Genomic DNA, 15934 nt, shown 5'->3' with positions numbered 1-15934 from the left:
GCAATCAGGCCAGGGGGAACATGCTGACGGCGGCCTGCCGGCCGAGCCAAAGACCGAGGGCGATCATCAAGATCCCGGCCAGGCGTTCGAGTTGACCGGGGGGCAGGACCCGCGAGAGCCAGCGCCCGAGGACGACCCCCACCAGGCTGGAGCTGATCAGGGCTAGGGAGGCGCCAATAAAGACCAAGACCGGACGGCCTGATTCCGCCGAGAGCAACAGCGCAGCCAGTTGGGTCTTGTCGCCCAACTCGGCGAGGAAGACGGTGGTGAAGGTCGTCAGGAAGACCGCGCCAAAGCTGGCGGCCTTCTCCTCTTTTTTGGATTGCTGTTGCGTGGATTCCGGTTGAGGCGTGTCGCTGCTCGGGGCGGACTCAGGCATTAGGGCTGGCGATCGTTGTCTTCAGCGGGCTGGCGGATCGCCTGCTCGAAACGCTTCATCACGATGCCACGACCGCCGTGTTCGCAGCGGATCTGCTGCCGGCAACAGGCGATGGCGAAGTCGTTGGCCTCCTCGGAGGGCACGTCGAATAGCTGGGCCAGGTTTTCGACGCGGCAGAAGACCGGCCGTTCGTCGTAGATGCGGCAGGTACTGGAGCCGGTGTCGAAGTGGATGCACCAGCCGTCGGGCCCCACCATCGAGAGATAGAGCTGCTGCTGCTCCTCGTCCAGCGCGTCGAGGGCTTCATTGCGCTCCCCGGGGTCCAGGCGGCAGCAGGAGCCGCAGCCGCTGATGCAGCGCCACTGAAGGGTCTCAGCCATGGTTCATCCCCCAGGCGCTGTGACAACCCGTCACAGGAGCGATCCCTGCGGGGGCGGCGTCGGCCCGTCTGCTTTTAGGCTGCTGCAAACACGTGCAGCTCCCGAGCCGTTCTCCCATGGGAATCGACTTCCACCTGATCGCCAACTTCGCTGCCCTGTTCCTGATCACCCTGGTCGGCCCGGCCGTGATCTTCATCCTCTTCTACCGCCGCGGCGCCCTCTGATCGGAAGGGTCTTAGGCCTCCGCCACATCGACACGCTCGGCCCCCTGGAGGTTCTCTTCAGGGGGCTTTGTTGTCTCTAGGCCGCCAGTCCCATCGCCCTGGCTGCGTCTTGAACCAGGGCTTTCACATAGGGGTGTTCCGCCTTCGGGTGATCGATCTGAAGGGCTTCCAGCCGGCCCTGCTGGGCTTCGCCCCGGAGTTCCTCCCCATCGGCGTTGCGAATCACCACGGCGTTGCCCTCCCGCCGCACCCAGTAACTGCGCTCCTGGCGTTGGAGCACCAGCGCTTCTCCGCTGCTGGGGCGGATGCCCACCACCTCGAGTTGAAGGCTCTCTTCGCCGTTCCAACGGTTGAGCCTGAGGTGATAGGCCACATCCACCTGCTTCGGCAGCAGATGGCCAACCGCTCCCCAGCGCCAGGCCATGGCCCGCACCCGCGCTTCGCCCTGGCGCAGGCTGAGCTGAAGGTGACCACCCCGCAGCTCCCGCTGTTGGCTGATCGTGCAGCCACAGCTCCAGAAGAGTGGGGTGGGATTGCCAATGCCGAAGGGCTCCAGCCGTTGCAGCTCTCGCCAGAGGGGCCGGTTGATCTGCTCCAGCTTCAGCAGGGCCTCGGGCATGACCAGCTGCAGGCCCTCCCGCTCGCGCCAGACCTGCGCCAGGTCGTTGAGCCGTTCATGCAGGGCCGTGACCCGCTCGGCCTTGACGGTGAAGCCCCCGGCGGCGGGGTGGCCACCAAACCGCTCCAGCAGCTCACCGCAGGCCTGGAGGGCGGCATCGACGGCAAAGCCCTTGGGCGCCCGCACCGAGGCCCGCATCCGGCCATCCCCCTCGGCGGCCAGCAGGGCGACGGGGGTGCCGTAGTGCTCGACCAGACGGGCCGCCACGATGCCAATCACGCCGTGATGCCAATGGCTTTGGGCCAGCAGTAGGAACGGACTGCGCTGGTCTCCATCCGCTTCGGCCAGGGCCCGTGCCTCCGCCTCGATGGCATCACAGAGCTCCCGGCGTTGGCGGTTCCAGCTCTCGCATTCCCGGGCCAGTTCCAGGGCCTGCTCCGGGTCATCGGTGGTCAGCAGATCCACCACCAAGCGCGGATCCCCCAGCCGTCCGACGGCGTTGATCCTGGGGGCGAGTTGGAAGCCAACGGCACCGGCATCGATCGGCACATCGTCGAGACCGGCCACCTGCTGCAGGGCCTGGAGCCCCGGCAGCGGACTGTCCTTGAGCCGTGGCAATCCGTCCATCAACCAGCGGCGATTGACCCCCTGCAGCGGAGCCATGTCGGCAATGGTGCCGATGCAGAAGAGGTCCAGGGCCATGGCCAGAGCCTTGGCTGAGCGGTTGGCTTTGGCCAGGGCGCCGGCGAGGACGTAGGCCATGCCCACCCCGGCCAGGCCCCGGTAGGGGGAGTCCTCCGGGGTGCACTGCGGGTGCAGTAGGGCGCTGAGGGGCGGACGTTCCTCGGGAATGGTGTGGTGGTCGGTGACGATGACCTCGAGGCCGAGTGCCTGGGCGCGCTCGAGGGCTTCCCGTGCGGAGACCCCGTTGTCGACGGTGACCAGCAGTCGAATGCCCTCAGCGGCCAGCTCCTCCACCATCGAGACATTCAGCCCATAGCCATCGGCCTGCCGGCTGGGGATGGCCGCTTGCGGTTGCGCCCCTAACTGCTGCAGGACACCGATCAGGAGCGCCGTGCTGGTCATGCCATCGGCGTCGTAGTCGCCGCAGATCGCCAGGCGTTCGTTGGTTTTGCAGGCCTGCTTCAGGCGCTTGACCGCCAGGCCTAAGTCGGGGAAGTGGTGCTTGGGATCGGGGGCATCCGCGGGGTTCAGCAGTGCTTCGATCGCGGCAGCACTGCCAAAGCCGCGTCGGCTGAGCAGGGCAAGGATGGGCTCTGAGAGTCCCAGGGCCTGCACGTCGCCGGGGAGCTCCTCGAGGGCCACCGCAGCGGGAAGCTGCCAGTTCTGCTGCAGGCGCTGGTCGAACAAGCGTTGCTCTGGAGACTCGAGGAGCACGCTTGCGATTCGTCAGCTTGCATTCTGAGCCGTGAGCAGGCTCTGTCCAGGCCCTGGCGTCCAGCTCCCTTAGCCTCACCCCAGCATTCGGCAGCCCCTTGGTGCGACTGGCCCCCGAGGCTCTTCTTTGGGACGTGGATGGCACCCTCGCCGAGACGGAGCTGGATGGCCACCGCCTGGCCTTCAACCGCGCCATGGCCGAGGCGGGACTGCCCTTTCACTGGGACCCATCCACCTATCTCCCGTTGCTGCGGGTCACCGGTGGCCGGGAGCGGATGGCTGTGTTTTTGGAGCAGCAGGAGGGCTGTCGCCCAAGCGATGAACGGCTAGATGCCCTGCAACGCTCCAAGCAAGCCCACTACAGCCAACTGGTCGCAGCGGGTGAGATTCAGCTCAGGCCCGGTGTCCTGCGGTTGATGGCCGCTGCCGCGGCAGCGGGTCTGCCCCAGGCCATCGTGACCACCAGTGGTCGATCGGCGGTGCAGGCCCTGCTGGAGCGTCAGCTGCCGGACCACCGGAACTGGCTGGCCTTCTGGGTGTGCGGGGAGGATGTCAGCACCAAGAAACCGGACCCCCAGGGCTATCAACTGGCCTTGGAACGCCTGGGCTATGCCGCCGAGGGCGTCCTGGCCCTGGAGGATTCCGGCCATGGGGTGACTGCCGCCCATCGGGCCGGTTTGACGGTTCTGGCCACCCGCAGCGCCTCCAGTTCCCATGAACCGGCGTCCCATTTCGCGGCGGCAGCGGCGCTGCTGGATGGGCTGGGGGATCCCGATGTGCCCTGTCAGGTCCTGCGCGGCCCGGCTTGCCCTGAGGGCCAGATCACGCTGTCCTATCTGCAGCGACTGTTTCCAGGCGGATGACCCGGATGCCCATTCAGGCCACCCGCTTTGATCGCCTGCAGCGCCAGGGAGCGCAGTTGCTCTGGGGATCGTTTCAGGGAAGCTGGCGTCGCCGCAGTGCTGGCCTCCTCGCCCTGCTGTTCGGCTTCTATGCCGGCCAGAACGTCACCAGCTGGTGGCTGCAGACCATTGGTCAGCGCCCCTTGGTGGTGCTCTCGGTGGTCGTGCTGCTGGAGATGGTGGTGCGTCTGCGCACCCGAATCGTCCAGGGACGTCCGCCGTTGGGATGGCTCGTGCTCGACAACCTGAGGATCGGCCTGGTCTATGCCGTGGTCCTGGAGGCGTTCAAGCTGGGATCGTAATGATCGAATCAGTGGGGCTCTGCCGCTTCAAGTGAGGCGGCAGAGTCCGATTTAGGCCTGCGATCAGGCGTCGTCGCCGTCTTCTTCAGCCACGGGATAGACGAAGCCTTGAGCGCGGCCGCTCAGCACAGCCTTGCCGATGGAGAGAGCCTTCTGTGCTGCCACAGCAGCCTTGCCTTTCCAGGTGGCGTGGCGCTGGTTCCGCTTGCCCTTGGACGTTTTCTTCTTGGGAACAGCCATCCCGCTTACCTAGTCAGCCAAACCAAGATCTTCCCTTGTCGTCTTTCCTTTCGTCAAATCGCTAAGCTCCAGCCAACGACAGATTGATGTGAGCAGCGGCGCGTCTCCGAGTCAGCTAGCGCAGCAGGTGCCCTCATCCCAAGCGTCCCCCGCCCCTGAGTCCAGGCGTTCAGAGCTTTGGCGCGATCTCGGCATCAGCCGCCCAGCGCCCCCCAGCTACAGCCAACTGCTGACCCAACTGCGCAGCGGCAAGGTCAAGGAACTGTTGCTCTCCCCAGGCCGCCGGGAGGTCCAGGTGACCTACGCCGATGGCAGCCGTGCTGAGGTGCCGGTCTTCAGTAACGACCAGGTGTTGCTGCGAACGGCCCAGGAAGCCCAGGTGCCGCTCACGGTTCGCGACGACCGTCAGGATCGGGCCACCGCCAGCCTGGTCTCCAACGGTCTGCTGCTGCTGCTGCTCTTCGCGGGCTTGGCTCTTTTGATTCGTCGCTCCAGCCAGGTGGCGAACCGAGCGATGGGGTTTGGCCGCAGCAAGGCGCGGATGGCGGAACCGGAAGCTGCGGTGGCTGTGCGCTTTGAGGATGTCGCCGGCATCAACGAAGCCAAGGAAGAGCTGCAAGAGGTGGTGGCCTTCCTGAAGGAGCCAGAGCGCTTTACGGCCGTCGGGGCCCGCATTCCCAAGGGGGTGCTGTTGGTGGGGCCCCCCGGCACGGGCAAAACCCTGCTGGCCAAGGCCATTGCAGGTGAAGCCGGTGTGCCCTTCTTCTCGATGGCCGCCTCGGAATTTGTCGAACTCTTTGTGGGTGTTGGCGCCAGCCGGGTGCGCGATCTGTTCCGGCAGGCCAAGGAGAAGGCTCCCTGCATCATCTTTATCGATGAGATCGATGCCGTTGGACGCCAGCGGGGCGCCGGGATCGGTGGAGGCAATGACGAGCGTGAGCAGACGCTCAACCAGCTGCTCACGGAGATGGATGGCTTCGCCGAAAACTCCGGGGTGATCCTGCTGGCGGCCACCAATCGGCCCGATGTTTTGGATGCCGCGCTGATGCGTCCCGGTCGCTTCGATCGCCGGATCCATGTGGACCTGCCGGACCGCCGCGGGCGCGAGGCGATCCTTGCGGTTCATGCCCGCTCCCGACCGCTTGAGCCTGAGGTTTCCCTTTCGGATTGGGCCAGCCGGACCCCTGGCTTCTCCGGGGCTGACCTGTCGAACTTGCTCAACGAGGCAGCAATCCTGACGGCCCGGCGCGAGCGGCAGAGCATCAACGATGAGGCCATCAGCGATGCCCTTGAGCGCATCACGATGGGTCTCACGGCCGCGCCGCTTCAGGACAACGCCAAGAAGCGCCTGATTGCTTATCACGAAATTGGCCACGCCCTGCTGGCCACCCTGCTGCCGAAGTCGGACGACCTCGACAAGGTGACCCTGCTTCCCCGCTCCGGCGGAGTCGGTGGTTTTGCCCGCACGATGCCCGACGAGGAGGTCCTGGATTCGGGCCTGATCAGCAAGGCCTACCTGGAGGCGCGGATGGTGATGGCCATGGGCGGCCGTGCAGCTGAATTGGTCGTCTTCGGACCGAGCGAAATCACCCAGGGCGCCTCGAGTGACCTGGAGATGGTCAGCCGAATCGCCCGGGAGATGGTGACGCGCTATGGCTTCTCGGTCCTGGGTCCCCTATCCCTGGAGGGCGAGGGCTCAGAGGTGTTCCTCGGTCGCGATTGGTTGCGCTCAGAACCCCATCACTCCCAGAAAACCGGGAACCGCATTGACGCCGAGGTGCAGCAGCTGGCCCGCCGCGCCCTCAGCCAGGCGGTCTCCTTGCTGGAGTGCCGCCGGGAACTGATGGACGAGTTGGTCAATCTGCTGATCGAGCGCGAAACCATCGAGGGGCCTGAGTTCCGCGCTGTGGTCGAGCGGGCCGGCGAGCTAGGCGAAGCGAATATCGAGGCTGCGCAGGTAGGTCTGTAGGCCGGCGTCCTGAATCGGCAGCAGGTAGGCGGGCTGACCGCTTCCATTCACATGGGAATGCCAGTAGCCCGGTGGGGTGATGAAGGCACCACCGGCCTTCCAGTCGATCCGCTCGGGATTGCGGATGGTGCCATCGGCGTTGAGGTCGGTACCCACCAGGGTGTAGACCCCAGGCTGGCAATCGATGATCAGATCCAGGGCCACCGATTGATGGCGGTGGGGCGTTTGGGTTGCCCCGTCAGGAACGATGCCGTACATCGCCCAGAGCACATGGGTGACCGTGCGGGTGCTGGGTAGATCGCGGTTGGCCAGCAGCAGACTGATGCGGTTGCTGCTCGCGCTCCCCGGTTGCTGAGCCAGTTTGAGCAGCTCAGAGCGCAGCCATTCGGCGCGGTAGTGGGTGGCTTCGAAGCGCGGCTGGCTGGGCACGACCCCCAGGTAGCTCAGTAGGGGGGCGTCGTGCACCCAGTAGAGAACGCTGGTGCTGCTGGCCTCAAGCAACGGGGTGCCGCCTGAGGGCAGCACGAACAGATCGCCCTCGCTCCAGTGGATGCTGGTGTCCTGCTCGGCCTCACGGCCATGGCAGACGCCCGTGCCGGAGAGCACAAAGAAGAGGGAACTGGTGGCGCTTGCCGCGGCACGGACGCCCTCTCCAGCTTCGATGCGGATGAAGTGGGCCGCAAGGCCGGGGCTGGTGGCTGGGCCGGTGGTGCCTAATTCAGCGCTGAGGTCCAGCGGAATGATTCCACTGGGACCGCTGCCGTGGAGTTCAGGTCCCCAGCTGCGATAGGGGATCGGTTCGGTGAGACCCCTGCGGATCGGATTGGCCGCCTGTCGGTAATCAAACAGCAGGGCCTTGTCGGCCACAGGCGAGTTTTGGTTGGCCTCAGCCTGGACGCTGAGCCGAAGATCCGCTGATGGACGATCGGGGGTTTGAGTCATCGGGTGACACCAGGTCCAGGGAGAGGTGGCTCTGGGGCGAGCCTGCATGCATGAGTGGCTGGCTGCTGCAGGAATCGCTACAGCGCAGGATCAGCCCCCAGCGACGGCGGGGACGATGCTGACTTCGTCCCCATCCTTGAGGGGGGTGGTTTGGTTCTCGAGGAAGCGAATATCCTCGCTGTTCACGTAAACGTTCAGGAAGCGGCGCAGTTTGCCGGCTTCATCACAGAGGCGTCCCTTGAGACCGGGGTAACGGCCATCGAGCGCGTCAATCAGGCCATCGACGCTGGAGGCGTCCAGGGAGACGCTGGCCTCATCGTTGGTGAACTTCTGAAGGGGGGTCGGGATCAGGACCTGAACGGGCATGGCGGGGAGTGGAAGGGTGTGGACTGGCGGTCGGTCGTGATCAGGCCTGCGCTTGATCGGCCTGGGCTTGCTTCCAAGCGGTGTTGAAGGCGTCGAGTTGTGCCTCGATCGTGTAGGGCTTGCCAATGGCATCCACCACGGCCTCGGTGGTTTTGAGGCCGTTGCCAGTGATGTAGGCCACGGTGCGCTCTTCAGGATTGATCTTGCCCTGCTCCACCAGCTTCTTCAGGACGGCGATGGTGGTGCCGCCTGCGGTTTCGGTGAAGACGCCCTCGGTTTCAGCCAGGAGCTTGATGCCTTCAACGATCTCGGTGTCGTTGACGTCGGTGATGTTGCCGCCCGTGCGGTTGGCAATGTCAATGGCATAGGGGCCATCGGCCGGGTTGCCGATGGCGATCGACTTGGCGATGGTGTTGGGCTTCACCGGGGTGATGAAGTCGCGGCCCTCGCGGAAGGCGGTGGCGATGGGGTTGCAACCCTCGGCCTGGGCGCCGCTGAAGCGCACGGCCTTCTCCTCCACCAGTCCGCACTTGATGAATTCGTCGAATCCCTTGCGGATTTTCGTGAAGAGGGAGCCGGAGGCCAGGGGCGCGACGATGTGGTCGGGCAGTTCCCAGCCCAACTGCTCGATCACTTCGTAGCCGAGGGTCTTGGAGCCTTCGGAGTAGTAGGGGCGCAGGTTGATGTTGACGAAGCCCCAGCCGTAGGTGTTGGCCACCTCGGAGCAGAGGCGATTCACCTGGTCGTAGTTGCCCTTCACCGCCATCAGGGTGGGGTTGTAGATCAAGGTGCCCAGCACCTTGCCCAGCTCCAGGTCGCTGGGGATGAAGACGCAGCACTCCAGTCCGGCGTGGGCGGCAATGGCGGCGGTGGAGTTGGCGAGGTTGCCGGTGGAGGCGCAGCTGACGGTCTTAAAGCCCAGCTCGCGGGCACGGGTCAGGGCCACTGAAACCACCCGGTCCTTGAAGGACAGGGTCGGCATGTTGACGCCGTCGTTCTTGATATAGAGGCTCTTGAGGCCCAGGCGCTTGGCCAGGTTGTTGGCCTTCAGCAGGGGGGTGAAGCCGGTGCCGACATCGATCGGATCCCCTTCGATCGGCAGGAAATCGCGGTAGCGCCAGATGGAGGCCGGACCGGCTTCGATGGTGGCGCGGCTGACACGGTTGCGGATCGCCTCGTAGTCGTAGACCACCTCGAGGGGACCGAAGCAGACGTCCTCACAGACGTGACGTGCCCCAGGGTCATAGGCCTGGCCGCATTCCTTGCAGCGCAGTCCGGTGAAGGTCGGCCCAACGCTGGAGCGGGAAAGGGTTGCGGTCAAGTTCAGACCCTGAACGTTGGGACGAAATTAGCAGCGCCAATTCACCGGCAGGTTTAAACCCGACCTGCAGGCTCGGGTATCTCCAGGTTTGTCTTGAGATCCCCCGTGGCGGCTTGACCGGCCGGTTGTGCTGCCTAGTCTCGGCCAGGGATCGGCTCGGCTTGTGCAGGTATCGGTTCAAGGCCTCAAGCGGCTGTTGCGCTGGCTGGCCAGTGCTGCCCTGGTGCTGGGTTTGTTGGTGCTTCTGCCGCGCCTGGTGATCGAGGCGCAGTGGTTTGCGCAGTTCGATGCCCTCACTGTGGTGCTGCGCCGCTGGTTGTTTCAGTGCCTGGCCTTTGCTCTGGTCCTGGGGTTGGGTCTGCCGCTCCAGCTGCAGCAGCTGCGCCGCTGTTGGCGCCTGAGGCAGGAGGCCCCGCGCAAGCAGCTGCGGGAACGCCCCTTGGCGCCCCTCGCCAGCGGTCCGCTGGTGGCGGTCTTGACCGGCCTGCTCCTGCTGCTGGTGATGGGCCTGAGCTATCTGTTCCTGCAGGCCCGGGGCCTGATCCTGGATCCCTTTGGCGGTGAGGTCATCACCGGCCTCTCGGTCCTGGCGGATCTGCCGCCAGCACTGGTGCTCGGCCTGGCGGTGGTCCTGCTCCCCTGTCTGCTGCGTTGGCCCTACAGCACCCTGCGGATCAGCCTGGCGGCCGCCCTGGCCGGCTCGGCCACGGCCTGCGCCCGTGGTTGGAGCCTCTGGCTGCCGGGTCTGCTGGCCGTTCCGTTTGGCGAGGCCGACCCGCTGACGGGCTTTGACCTGAGCTTCACGGTGCTGCGCCTGCCGGCCCTGCACCTACTGGTCAGCCTGGTGATCGCCCAGGTCCTGATTGGATTTGTCGGCTGCCTCTGGCTGACTTTCTCGGAAGGGACCTCACTCACCGATCTGCGCTTTCCAGGGTTAAGCCGCGAGCAGCAACGGGTGCTGCAACCGCAGTTGGCGGTCTTGGCCCTGATGGCGGCCCTGAGTTACGGCCTCAGTCCCTTTGACCTGATGGTCGAAGGCAGTGGAGTGGCTTCGGGGGCTGGCTTTGTTGACTTGCACATTCGTCTTCCTCTGCGGCTGCTGTTGGCCCTGCTGCTGTTAATGAGTGGCCTGGGACTGTTGGCGCCGGTGCCCCGCTCCTGGTTTCGCCGCGCGGCGATGTTGCCCCTGCTGGTGTCCGCCTGCCTGCTGCCGATCGTGGAATGGGGTCTGGCTCCCCTGGTGCAGCGGGTCTGGGTGCAGCCCCGGGAGCTGCAACTGGAGACCCCCTATCTCAGGCGTGCCATCGCGGCGACGCGCCGGGCCTTTGGCCTCGAGGCCGTGCGGGAGTTGGATCTCGAGCCCAAACAGCAGCTCAGCGCCGCCGATCTCAAGAGCGCCGAGGGCACCTTGGCCAATGTGCGGCTCTGGGACAGCGGGCCCCTGCTGGAGGCCAATCGCCAGCTGCAGCAACTGCGGCTCTATTACGACTTCCCTTCCGCGGCCGTCGATCGCTATCCGCTGAATGCCGACGCCAGCGCCCTGGGCTCCCAACAGGTCTTGATCGCAGCACGGGAAATGGATTCCACGGCGCCGGCCAAGGGCTCCCGCACTTGGCTGAACCGTCACCTGGTCTTCACCCACGGCTACGGCTTCACGGTCTCGCCAGTGAACGTCTCCGGCAGCGATGGGCTGCCGCTGTATTTCGTCAAGGACCTGGGCCGCAGCGGCCGGGTTCAGGCCCTGCCCCAGCTGGGCCAGAGCCAGAAACGCGTGGAGCAGTTCTTGCCGGTGGGACGCCCGCGGCTCTATTTCGCCTCCGCTCCCGCCCCCTACGCGATTGCCCCCTCCCAGGTACGGGAGTTCGACTACCCCGAGGGCGATCTCAACGTCTATTCCCACTACGACGGGCAGGCGGGGGTGCCAATTCACGGTCCCCTGGATCGCCTGATGGCGGCGATCTACCTGAATGAGGTGCGGCTGCTCTTCACCGGCTCCCTGACCCCCTCCTCGCGCCTGCTGGTGCGCCGGCAGGTGAACGAGCGTCTGCAGGCCCTGGCTCCGTTCCTACGTTTTGAGAGCAAGCCCTATCTGGTGACGGCCCGCGTCGAGGACGACCCCGATTACCGGCCCGAGCACCACCAGTACTGGATGCTCGACGGCTTCACCGAGAGCCGCAGCTACCCCTATTCAGACGCCAACCCCGATGGCATTCGCTACTTCCGCAACCCCGTAAAGGCGGTGGTGAATGCCTACAACGGCGATGTCTGGCTCTATGTGAACGATCCGAACGACCCGGTGCTGCGGACCTGGCAGAAGGTCTTCCCGGATCTCTTCCGTCCCCTCTCAGCGATGCCCAAGGCCTTGCTGGCCCACATCCAGGTTCCCAAGAGTCAGTTCAACATCCAGGCCGAGCGTCTGCTGCGCTACCACGTCACCGACGTGCGCACCTTCTACAACGGTGATGACGTCTGGGCCCTGCCGCTGGAGATCTACGGCGATGCCTCGGCTCCCGTCCGTCCCTATCACGTGACGATGCAGCTGCCCGGTGAGCAGCGTCCTGAGTTTGTGCTGCTGCTGCCCTTCACGCCTCTAAAGCGCCCAAACATGGTGGGCTGGCTGGCGGCCCGCAACGACACCCCCAATTACGGCGAGCTGTTTCTGGTGCGCTTCCCCCAGCAGCGTCTGCTTCTGGGACCTCAGCAGATCTCGGCCCTGATCGAGCAGGACCCGGCCATCAGCTATCAATTTGGCCTCTGGAATCGCGTCGGCTCCCGCCTGCTGCGGGGCAATTTGTTGGCGATGCCCGTTGGCCAGGGCTTGCTCTATGTCGAGCCGATCTATTTGCAGAGCAACAACAACGCCCTGCCCACCCTGGTGCGAGTTGTGGTCACCGACGGGAGACGCTTTGTGATGGAGCCCACCTTTGATGAGGCCCTGGCCCGCCTGGTGTCGGTCCAACCCAATGGGGGCATGCGCGCCTTGACCCTGCCCCAGCCGGTCCTTCCCTGAATCAAAAAAAGGGGCCCCGAAGGGCCCCGGTCATTCAGTGCGACGCCTGAATTAGGCGGCCACAGCGGACTTGGGGTCCAGTTCGCCCTTGGCGTAGAGGCCGGCGTAGTAGTTGATGTCGCGCTGCTTGATCTTGCTGGCGTTGCCGGCACACCAGAACTGCTGGTAGCGATCGAGGCAGACCTGCTTCATGTAGGCCCGGGCAGGCTTGTTGAAGTGGCGGGGGTCGAAGTTGGCGGGATCCTTCATCGCGGCTTCACGCACAGCGGCGGTGAAGGCCAGGCGGTTGTCGGTGTCGATGTTGACCTTGCGGACACCGTTGCGGATGCCTTCCTGGATTTCCTCGACGGGCACGCCGTAGGTCTCGGGGATGGCGCCACCGAACTTGTTGATCATCTCCAGCCATTCCTGGGGCACGGAGGAGGAGCCGTGCATCACCAGGTGGGTGTTGGGGATGGCCTTGTGGATCTCAGCGATGCGGCTGATGGCCAGCACTTCACCGGTGGGCTTACGGGTGAACTTGTAGGCGCCGTGGCTGGTGCCGATGGCGATGGCCAGGGCATCAACCTTGGTCTTGGCGACGAAGTCGGCAGCCTCAGCGGGGTCGGTCAGCAGCTGGCTGTGGTCCAGCTTGCCCTCGAAGCCGTGGCCGTCCTCGGCCTCGCCCATGCCGGTCTCCAGGGAGCCCAGGCAGCCCAGCTCACCTTCAACGCTCACGCCGATGGCGTGGGCCACGTCCACCACTTCCTTGGTGACAGCCACGTTGTAGTCGTAGCTGGCAGGGGTCTTGGCGTCGGCTTCCAGGGAGCCGTCCATCATCACGGAGGTGAAGCCGTTGGCGGCAGCGCCGAAGCAGGTGGCGGGGCTGTTGCCGTGGTCCTGGTGCATCACGACGGGGATGTCGGGATAGGTCTCAACGGCAGCCAGGATCAGGTGGCGCAGGAAGTTCTCACCGGCGTACTGACGGGCGCCGCGGGAGGCCTGAAGGATGACGGGGCTATCGGTCTCATAGGCAGCCTCCATGATCGACTGCACCTGCTCCAGGTTGTTGACGTTGAAAGCAGGGATGCCGTAGCCGTTTTCAGCGGCGTGGTCGAGCAGCAGCCGAAGCGGAACGAGCGCCATGGGGACACCAATAAGGGATTGGCGGGGATCCTAACCGGCGCCTTTTCCCTTAAACCCTGGCCCTGAGTCCAGCATCCGCAGATTCCAGTGCCAGATCGCAAACCCGCTGGCTCGAGAAGGCTTCCGCGAGACCGGGCACCACGGGTCGGCCCTCGATGGCGGCCTCGGCCCACCACTGGGTGATTCGGCGGACGGCGGCGAGACGGCCATCGGGCCAGGTCTGGGGGAAGGCCAGGCTGGGATCGGGGCTGATCTCCTCCAGGGCCCCGCTGCTGCCGGAGCGCCAAAGTTTGAAGCCGTGGACGTAGTCGCTTTGGTTGCTGGATCCCAGCACCAGGCTGCCTTCGCTGCCATAGACCTCGATCCAATAGCCCCGACCTGGACGGGTCACCGAGCCCAGTGCCACCTGTGCAGGGATCGAGCGGCCCTGGTGCTCCTCCAGCTCCAGTTGCAGCAGGGCGATGTCTTCGGCATCCACGGCCGCCATCCGCCCACTGCCATCGGCCAGGGGGCGCTGGGGAATGGCCATGCTGCGCTGGGCACTCAGGCTGCGGGTCGGGCCAACCAGCCAATGCAGGGTGTCAAAGGCATGGGTTCCGAGGGATCCCAGGACTCCACCGCCGGCGGCCCGCTGGGAATACCAGTTCCAGGGACGGCTGGCGTCCGCCCGACTCCCCATGAGCCAGTCCAATTTCACCAGCCAGGGCGTGCCGACGGCGCCCTCCTGCAGGAGCGCGGCGAACTGTTGAAATTCAGGCACGCCGCGGTATTCGAAGTCCACGGCCACGGTCACCCCGGCCTGGAGGGCCTGGCGCTGGAGGGTCTCCACCTGGGCGGCCTCCAGGGCGACGGGCTTCTCGAGCAGCAGGTGCTTCCCGGCGGCAATGGCCGCCTGGGCCAGGGCGAAGCGCGGTTCAGGGGGCGTGGCGATCACCAGGGCATCCACCCGAGGATCGGCCAGCAGGGCATCGAAATCGCTGAAGCCTGGGAGGTCGTGGCTGCGGCAGGCCTGATCGAGCCGCTCGCTGCGGTGGTGCCAGAGGGCCACCGGTTCAGTCAGGGGGCAGTCCCGCAGGGCGGGGAGGTGCACCTTTTCGCCGAATCCCAAGCCAACAAGGGCCACCCCTAAGGGACGCTGTTGGGTGCTGGATCCGGTCACGGTGGCTCGATGTTGCTGTTAGGAGCCTGCCAGGAGCTCTTCCCCGGCGGCGCAGACCGCTTCGATGGTGGATTCGATCAACCCGTCATTGGCGGAGGCCTGCCACTGGCTTCCCCATTGGGGCAGCCCATTGACCGAGGTGTCGCGGTAGAGGCGCTGCGCGCAGTCCAGCTCCATCACGTAGAGGCTGCTGGCCGGGGGGCGGACCTCCTTGCCATCGGCACCCGCCTCCGGGGTCGGGGTTGGAAGCGACTGAGCACCGTCAGATTGCCGTTCTTGTTCAGGCGCAGGCTGCCGCGATCCCACCACTGCTGTCCTTCGCTGGTGACGGGCACCTCCTGCCAATCCACCGGGCCCGCGAAGACCGGCTGGGGAAGGCCACTCAGCAGGACCAGCCCCAGCAGGAGCCCGCAGACGGCGCCAAGGATTCGCTTCACGCGGCGACCGCTTTGCTGTAGCCGTGCATCGTCAGCAGGCTCACCAGGGTGCTGCGGAGTTTGGGGCGGGGAACGATGTGATCGACAAAACCGTGGTCCTGCAGGTATTCCGCCGTTTGGAAATCGTCCGGCAGCTTCTCCCGCAGGGTCTGCTCGATCACGCGCCGGCCCGCAAAGCCGATCAAGGCCTTGGGTTCCGCCAGGATCAGGTCGCCGAGCATCGCGAAGCTGGCGGTGACGCCACCGGTGGTTGGGTGGGTCAACAGGGGCAGATAGAGCAACTCAGCCTTGCGGTGGCGTTCTAGGGCCCCGGAGATCTTGGCCATCTGCATCAGGGAGAGCATCCCCTCCTGCATGCGGGCACCACCAGAGGCGCAGACGATCAAGACAGGCGCGCGCTTGGCGGTGGCGGTTTCGATAAGGCGAGCCAGCTTCTCGCCGACCACCGATCCCATCGATCCGCCCATGAAGCGGAAATCCATCACCCCGAGGGCCATCGGAATGCCCTCAACGGTGCACATCCCGGTGATGACGCTGTCTTTGAGGCCGGTGGCGCGCTGGGTGTCGCGGATGCGGTCGGCGTAGCTGCGGCGATCCTTAAAGGCGAGGGGATCGGTGGGACACAGTTCGGTGTCGAGGGCCTCAAAGCTGCCCTCATCGACGATCAGACGGATCCGCTCCTCACTAAAGATGCGGTGGTGATAGCCACAGCCGCTGCAGACACTGGCGTTGGCGGCCAGGTCCTTGCGGTAGACCACCAGCCCGCATTCGGGGCACTTGCTCCAGAGGCCATCGTCTTCGCTGACCTCCTGGGCATTGCGCACCGCAGGAGCGGTCTTGCGGCGATCGGCAAACCAGTCGAACAGCGACATGGTGATAGCGGTCTCCGGATGGTCTGATCAGACCATTAAAGGGCGCTCCAGCCCAAGTGCTCGCCCAGCTGTTGCAGCCAGAAGCTGTTTCCAGCCATCCAGACCGCCAGTCCGCCGCCCACCAGGAAGGGGCCAAAGGGGAAGGGTTGGCCGCGCTTGAGCCGGCCGCTGAGCAGACCGACCAGACCAAAGAGCGCCCCGGAGAAGACCGCCAGGGCGACGCTCAGGCCCAATCCCGTCAGACCCAGCCAGGCGCCAAGCAGGGCGGCCAACTTGGCATCCCCAAGAC

General features: G+C 65.4%; 17 protein-coding genes and 1 pseudogene. 5 read left to right on the top strand and 13 right to left on the bottom strand.

Annotated features, from left to right (window positions below; translation table 11 throughout):
• Nucleotides 1-4: 4 nt before the first annotated feature.
• Nucleotides 5-379, bottom strand: coding sequence for a TMEM165/GDT1 family protein (locus CB0205_RS0111415; RefSeq protein ID WP_010317478.1), 375 nt, complete (start codon nucleotides 377-379; stop codon nucleotides 5-7).
• A complete protein-coding gene (locus CB0205_RS0111410) occupies nucleotides 379-759 on the bottom strand; it encodes a YkgJ family cysteine cluster protein (RefSeq protein WP_010317476.1) in 381 nt (126 codons plus the stop codon). Before CB0205_RS0111410 ends, CB0205_RS0111415 begins: the two co-directional genes overlap by 1 nt.
• A gap of 92 nt (nucleotides 760-851) precedes the next feature.
• Between CB0205_RS0111410 and psb30 the strand changes: the two genes are divergently transcribed.
• Nucleotides 852-983, top strand: a complete 132-nt coding sequence (psb30, locus tag CB0205_RS0111405; RefSeq protein WP_232197314.1) for a photosystem II reaction center protein Ycf12/Psb30 — start codon at nucleotides 852-854, stop codon at nucleotides 981-983.
• A 76-nt stretch (nucleotides 984-1059) separates the two neighbouring features.
• Here psb30 and recJ read toward each other — a convergent pair whose 3' ends face one another.
• Nucleotides 1060-3000: a single-stranded-DNA-specific exonuclease RecJ gene (gene recJ / locus CB0205_RS0111400; RefSeq protein ID WP_010317474.1), complete on the bottom strand. Its 1941-nt coding sequence runs from the start codon at nucleotides 2998-3000 to the stop codon at nucleotides 1060-1062.
• Nucleotides 3001-3101: 101 nt separating this feature from the next.
• On the opposite strand from recJ, the gene CB0205_RS0111395 reads away from it, so the two are divergent.
• Together CB0205_RS0111395 and CB0205_RS0111390 are read left to right on the top strand one after the other, a co-directional pair.
• On the top strand, nucleotides 3102-3863 hold the full coding sequence (locus CB0205_RS0111395; RefSeq protein WP_232197313.1) for an HAD-IA family hydrolase: 762 nt from the start codon (nucleotides 3102-3104) through the stop codon (nucleotides 3861-3863).
• The gene (locus CB0205_RS0111390) at nucleotides 3860-4204 is read left to right on the top strand and encodes a DUF565 domain-containing protein (protein ID WP_010317472.1); all 345 of its coding nucleotides are present in this window, start codon (nucleotides 3860-3862) and stop codon (nucleotides 4202-4204) included. Before CB0205_RS0111395 ends, CB0205_RS0111390 begins: the two co-directional genes overlap by 4 nt.
• 63 nt (nucleotides 4205-4267) lie before the next feature.
• On the opposite strand, the gene rpmF is transcribed toward CB0205_RS0111390, so the two are convergent.
• The gene (rpmF, locus tag CB0205_RS0111385; protein ID WP_010317471.1) at nucleotides 4268-4444 is read right to left on the bottom strand and encodes a 50S ribosomal protein L32; all 177 of its coding nucleotides are present in this window, start codon (nucleotides 4442-4444) and stop codon (nucleotides 4268-4270) included.
• An 88-nt stretch (nucleotides 4445-4532) separates the two neighbouring features.
• On the opposite strand from rpmF, the gene ftsH reads away from it, so the two are divergent.
• The gene (ftsH, locus tag CB0205_RS14780) at nucleotides 4533-6413 is read left to right on the top strand and encodes an ATP-dependent zinc metalloprotease FtsH (protein WP_010317470.1); all 1881 of its coding nucleotides are present in this window, start codon (nucleotides 4533-4535) and stop codon (nucleotides 6411-6413) included.
• Here ftsH and CB0205_RS0111375 read toward each other — a convergent pair.
• The 3 genes from CB0205_RS0111375 to thrC all read right to left on the bottom strand — a co-directional run bounded on the left by CB0205_RS0111375 (nucleotide 6372) and on the right by thrC (nucleotide 9042).
• On the bottom strand, nucleotides 6372-7355 hold the full coding sequence (locus tag CB0205_RS0111375) for a cupin (protein ID WP_010317468.1): 984 nt from the start codon (nucleotides 7353-7355) through the stop codon (nucleotides 6372-6374). The two genes, ftsH and CB0205_RS0111375, sit on opposite strands and share 42 nt — an antisense overlap.
• 90 nt (nucleotides 7356-7445) lie before the next feature.
• Complete coding sequence (locus CB0205_RS0111370; RefSeq protein WP_010317466.1) at nucleotides 7446-7721, bottom strand: MoaD/ThiS family protein; 276 nt, start codon at nucleotides 7719-7721, stop codon at nucleotides 7446-7448.
• Nucleotides 7722-7761: 40 nt separating this feature from the next.
• Nucleotides 7762-9042 carry a threonine synthase gene (gene thrC / locus CB0205_RS0111365; protein WP_010317464.1) on the bottom strand — a complete coding sequence of 427 codons (1281 nt, stop codon included), beginning with the start codon at nucleotides 9040-9042 and terminating at the stop codon, nucleotides 7762-7764.
• Between the two features lie 127 nt (nucleotides 9043-9169).
• On the opposite strand from thrC, the gene CB0205_RS0111360 reads away from it, so the two are divergent.
• A complete protein-coding gene (locus CB0205_RS0111360) occupies nucleotides 9170-12052 on the top strand; it encodes a UPF0182 family protein (protein WP_232197312.1) in 2883 nt (960 codons plus the stop codon).
• A 51-nt stretch (nucleotides 12053-12103) separates the two neighbouring features.
• On the opposite strand, the gene fba is transcribed toward CB0205_RS0111360, so the two are convergent.
• The 6 genes and pseudogenes from fba to CB0205_RS16410 form a co-directional block, all read right to left on the bottom strand.
• Nucleotides 12104-13177: a class II fructose-bisphosphate aldolase gene (fba, locus tag CB0205_RS0111355; RefSeq protein ID WP_010317460.1), complete on the bottom strand. Its 1074-nt coding sequence runs from the start codon at nucleotides 13175-13177 to the stop codon at nucleotides 12104-12106.
• A gap of 49 nt (nucleotides 13178-13226) precedes the next feature.
• Nucleotides 13227-14336, bottom strand: a complete 1110-nt coding sequence (locus CB0205_RS0111350) for a Gfo/Idh/MocA family protein (protein WP_029626345.1) — start codon at nucleotides 14334-14336, stop codon at nucleotides 13227-13229.
• A gap of 18 nt (nucleotides 14337-14354) precedes the next feature.
• Complete coding sequence (locus CB0205_RS16765; RefSeq protein WP_369791662.1) at nucleotides 14355-14513, bottom strand: hypothetical protein; 159 nt, start codon at nucleotides 14511-14513, stop codon at nucleotides 14355-14357.
• Nucleotides 14513-14773, bottom strand: coding sequence for a hypothetical protein (locus CB0205_RS16760; protein ID WP_369791661.1), 261 nt, complete (start codon nucleotides 14771-14773; stop codon nucleotides 14513-14515). Before CB0205_RS16760 ends, CB0205_RS16765 begins: the two co-directional genes overlap by 1 nt.
• Entirely contained in the window at nucleotides 14770-15645 is an 876-nt protein-coding gene (gene accD, locus CB0205_RS0111340) for an acetyl-CoA carboxylase, carboxyltransferase subunit beta (RefSeq protein ID WP_010317456.1), read from the bottom strand. Before accD ends, CB0205_RS16760 begins: the two co-directional genes overlap by 4 nt.
• Nucleotides 15646-15680: 35 nt before the next feature.
• A pseudogene (locus tag CB0205_RS16410) lies at nucleotides 15681-15934 on the bottom strand (prepilin peptidase); the annotation flags it as partial.

Source organism: Synechococcus sp. CB0205 (genome assembly GCF_000179255.1).
In the GTDB taxonomy this organism is placed as follows: domain Bacteria; phylum Cyanobacteriota; class Cyanobacteriia; order PCC-6307; family Cyanobiaceae; genus Vulcanococcus.
The sequence above is the reverse complement of the archived record's forward strand: the minus strand, read 5'-3'. Positions and strand labels throughout refer to the sequence as shown.

Excerpts from the sequence above, each read along its gene's own strand:
- rpmF (WP_010317471.1), bottom strand. The coding sequence starts at position 4,444 with ATGGCTGTTCCCAAGAAGAAAACGTCCAAGGGCAAGCGGAACCAGCGC.
- CB0205_RS0111375 (WP_010317468.1), bottom strand. The coding sequence starts at position 7,355 with ATGACTCAAACCCCCGATCGTCCATCAGCGGATCTTCGGCTCAGCGTC.
- accD (WP_010317456.1), bottom strand. The coding sequence starts at position 15,645 with ATGTCGCTGTTCGACTGGTTTGCCGATCGCCGCAAGACCGCTCCTGCG.
- CB0205_RS0111415 (WP_010317478.1), bottom strand. The coding sequence starts at position 379 with ATGCCTGAGTCCGCCCCGAGCAGCGACACGCCTCAACCGGAATCCACG.
- fba (WP_010317460.1), bottom strand. The coding sequence starts at position 13,177 with ATGGCGCTCGTTCCGCTTCGGCTGCTGCTCGACCACGCCGCTGAAAAC.
- CB0205_RS16765 (WP_369791662.1), bottom strand. The coding sequence starts at position 14,513 with ATGGAGCTGGACTGCGCGCAGCGCCTCTACCGCGACACCTCGGTCAAT.
- CB0205_RS0111370 (WP_010317466.1), bottom strand. The coding sequence starts at position 7,721 with ATGCCCGTTCAGGTCCTGATCCCGACCCCCCTTCAGAAGTTCACCAAC.
- CB0205_RS0111390 (WP_010317472.1), top strand. The coding sequence starts at position 3,860 with ATGACCCGGATGCCCATTCAGGCCACCCGCTTTGATCGCCTGCAGCGC.
- CB0205_RS0111410 (WP_010317476.1), bottom strand. The coding sequence starts at position 759 with ATGGCTGAGACCCTTCAGTGGCGCTGCATCAGCGGCTGCGGCTCCTGC.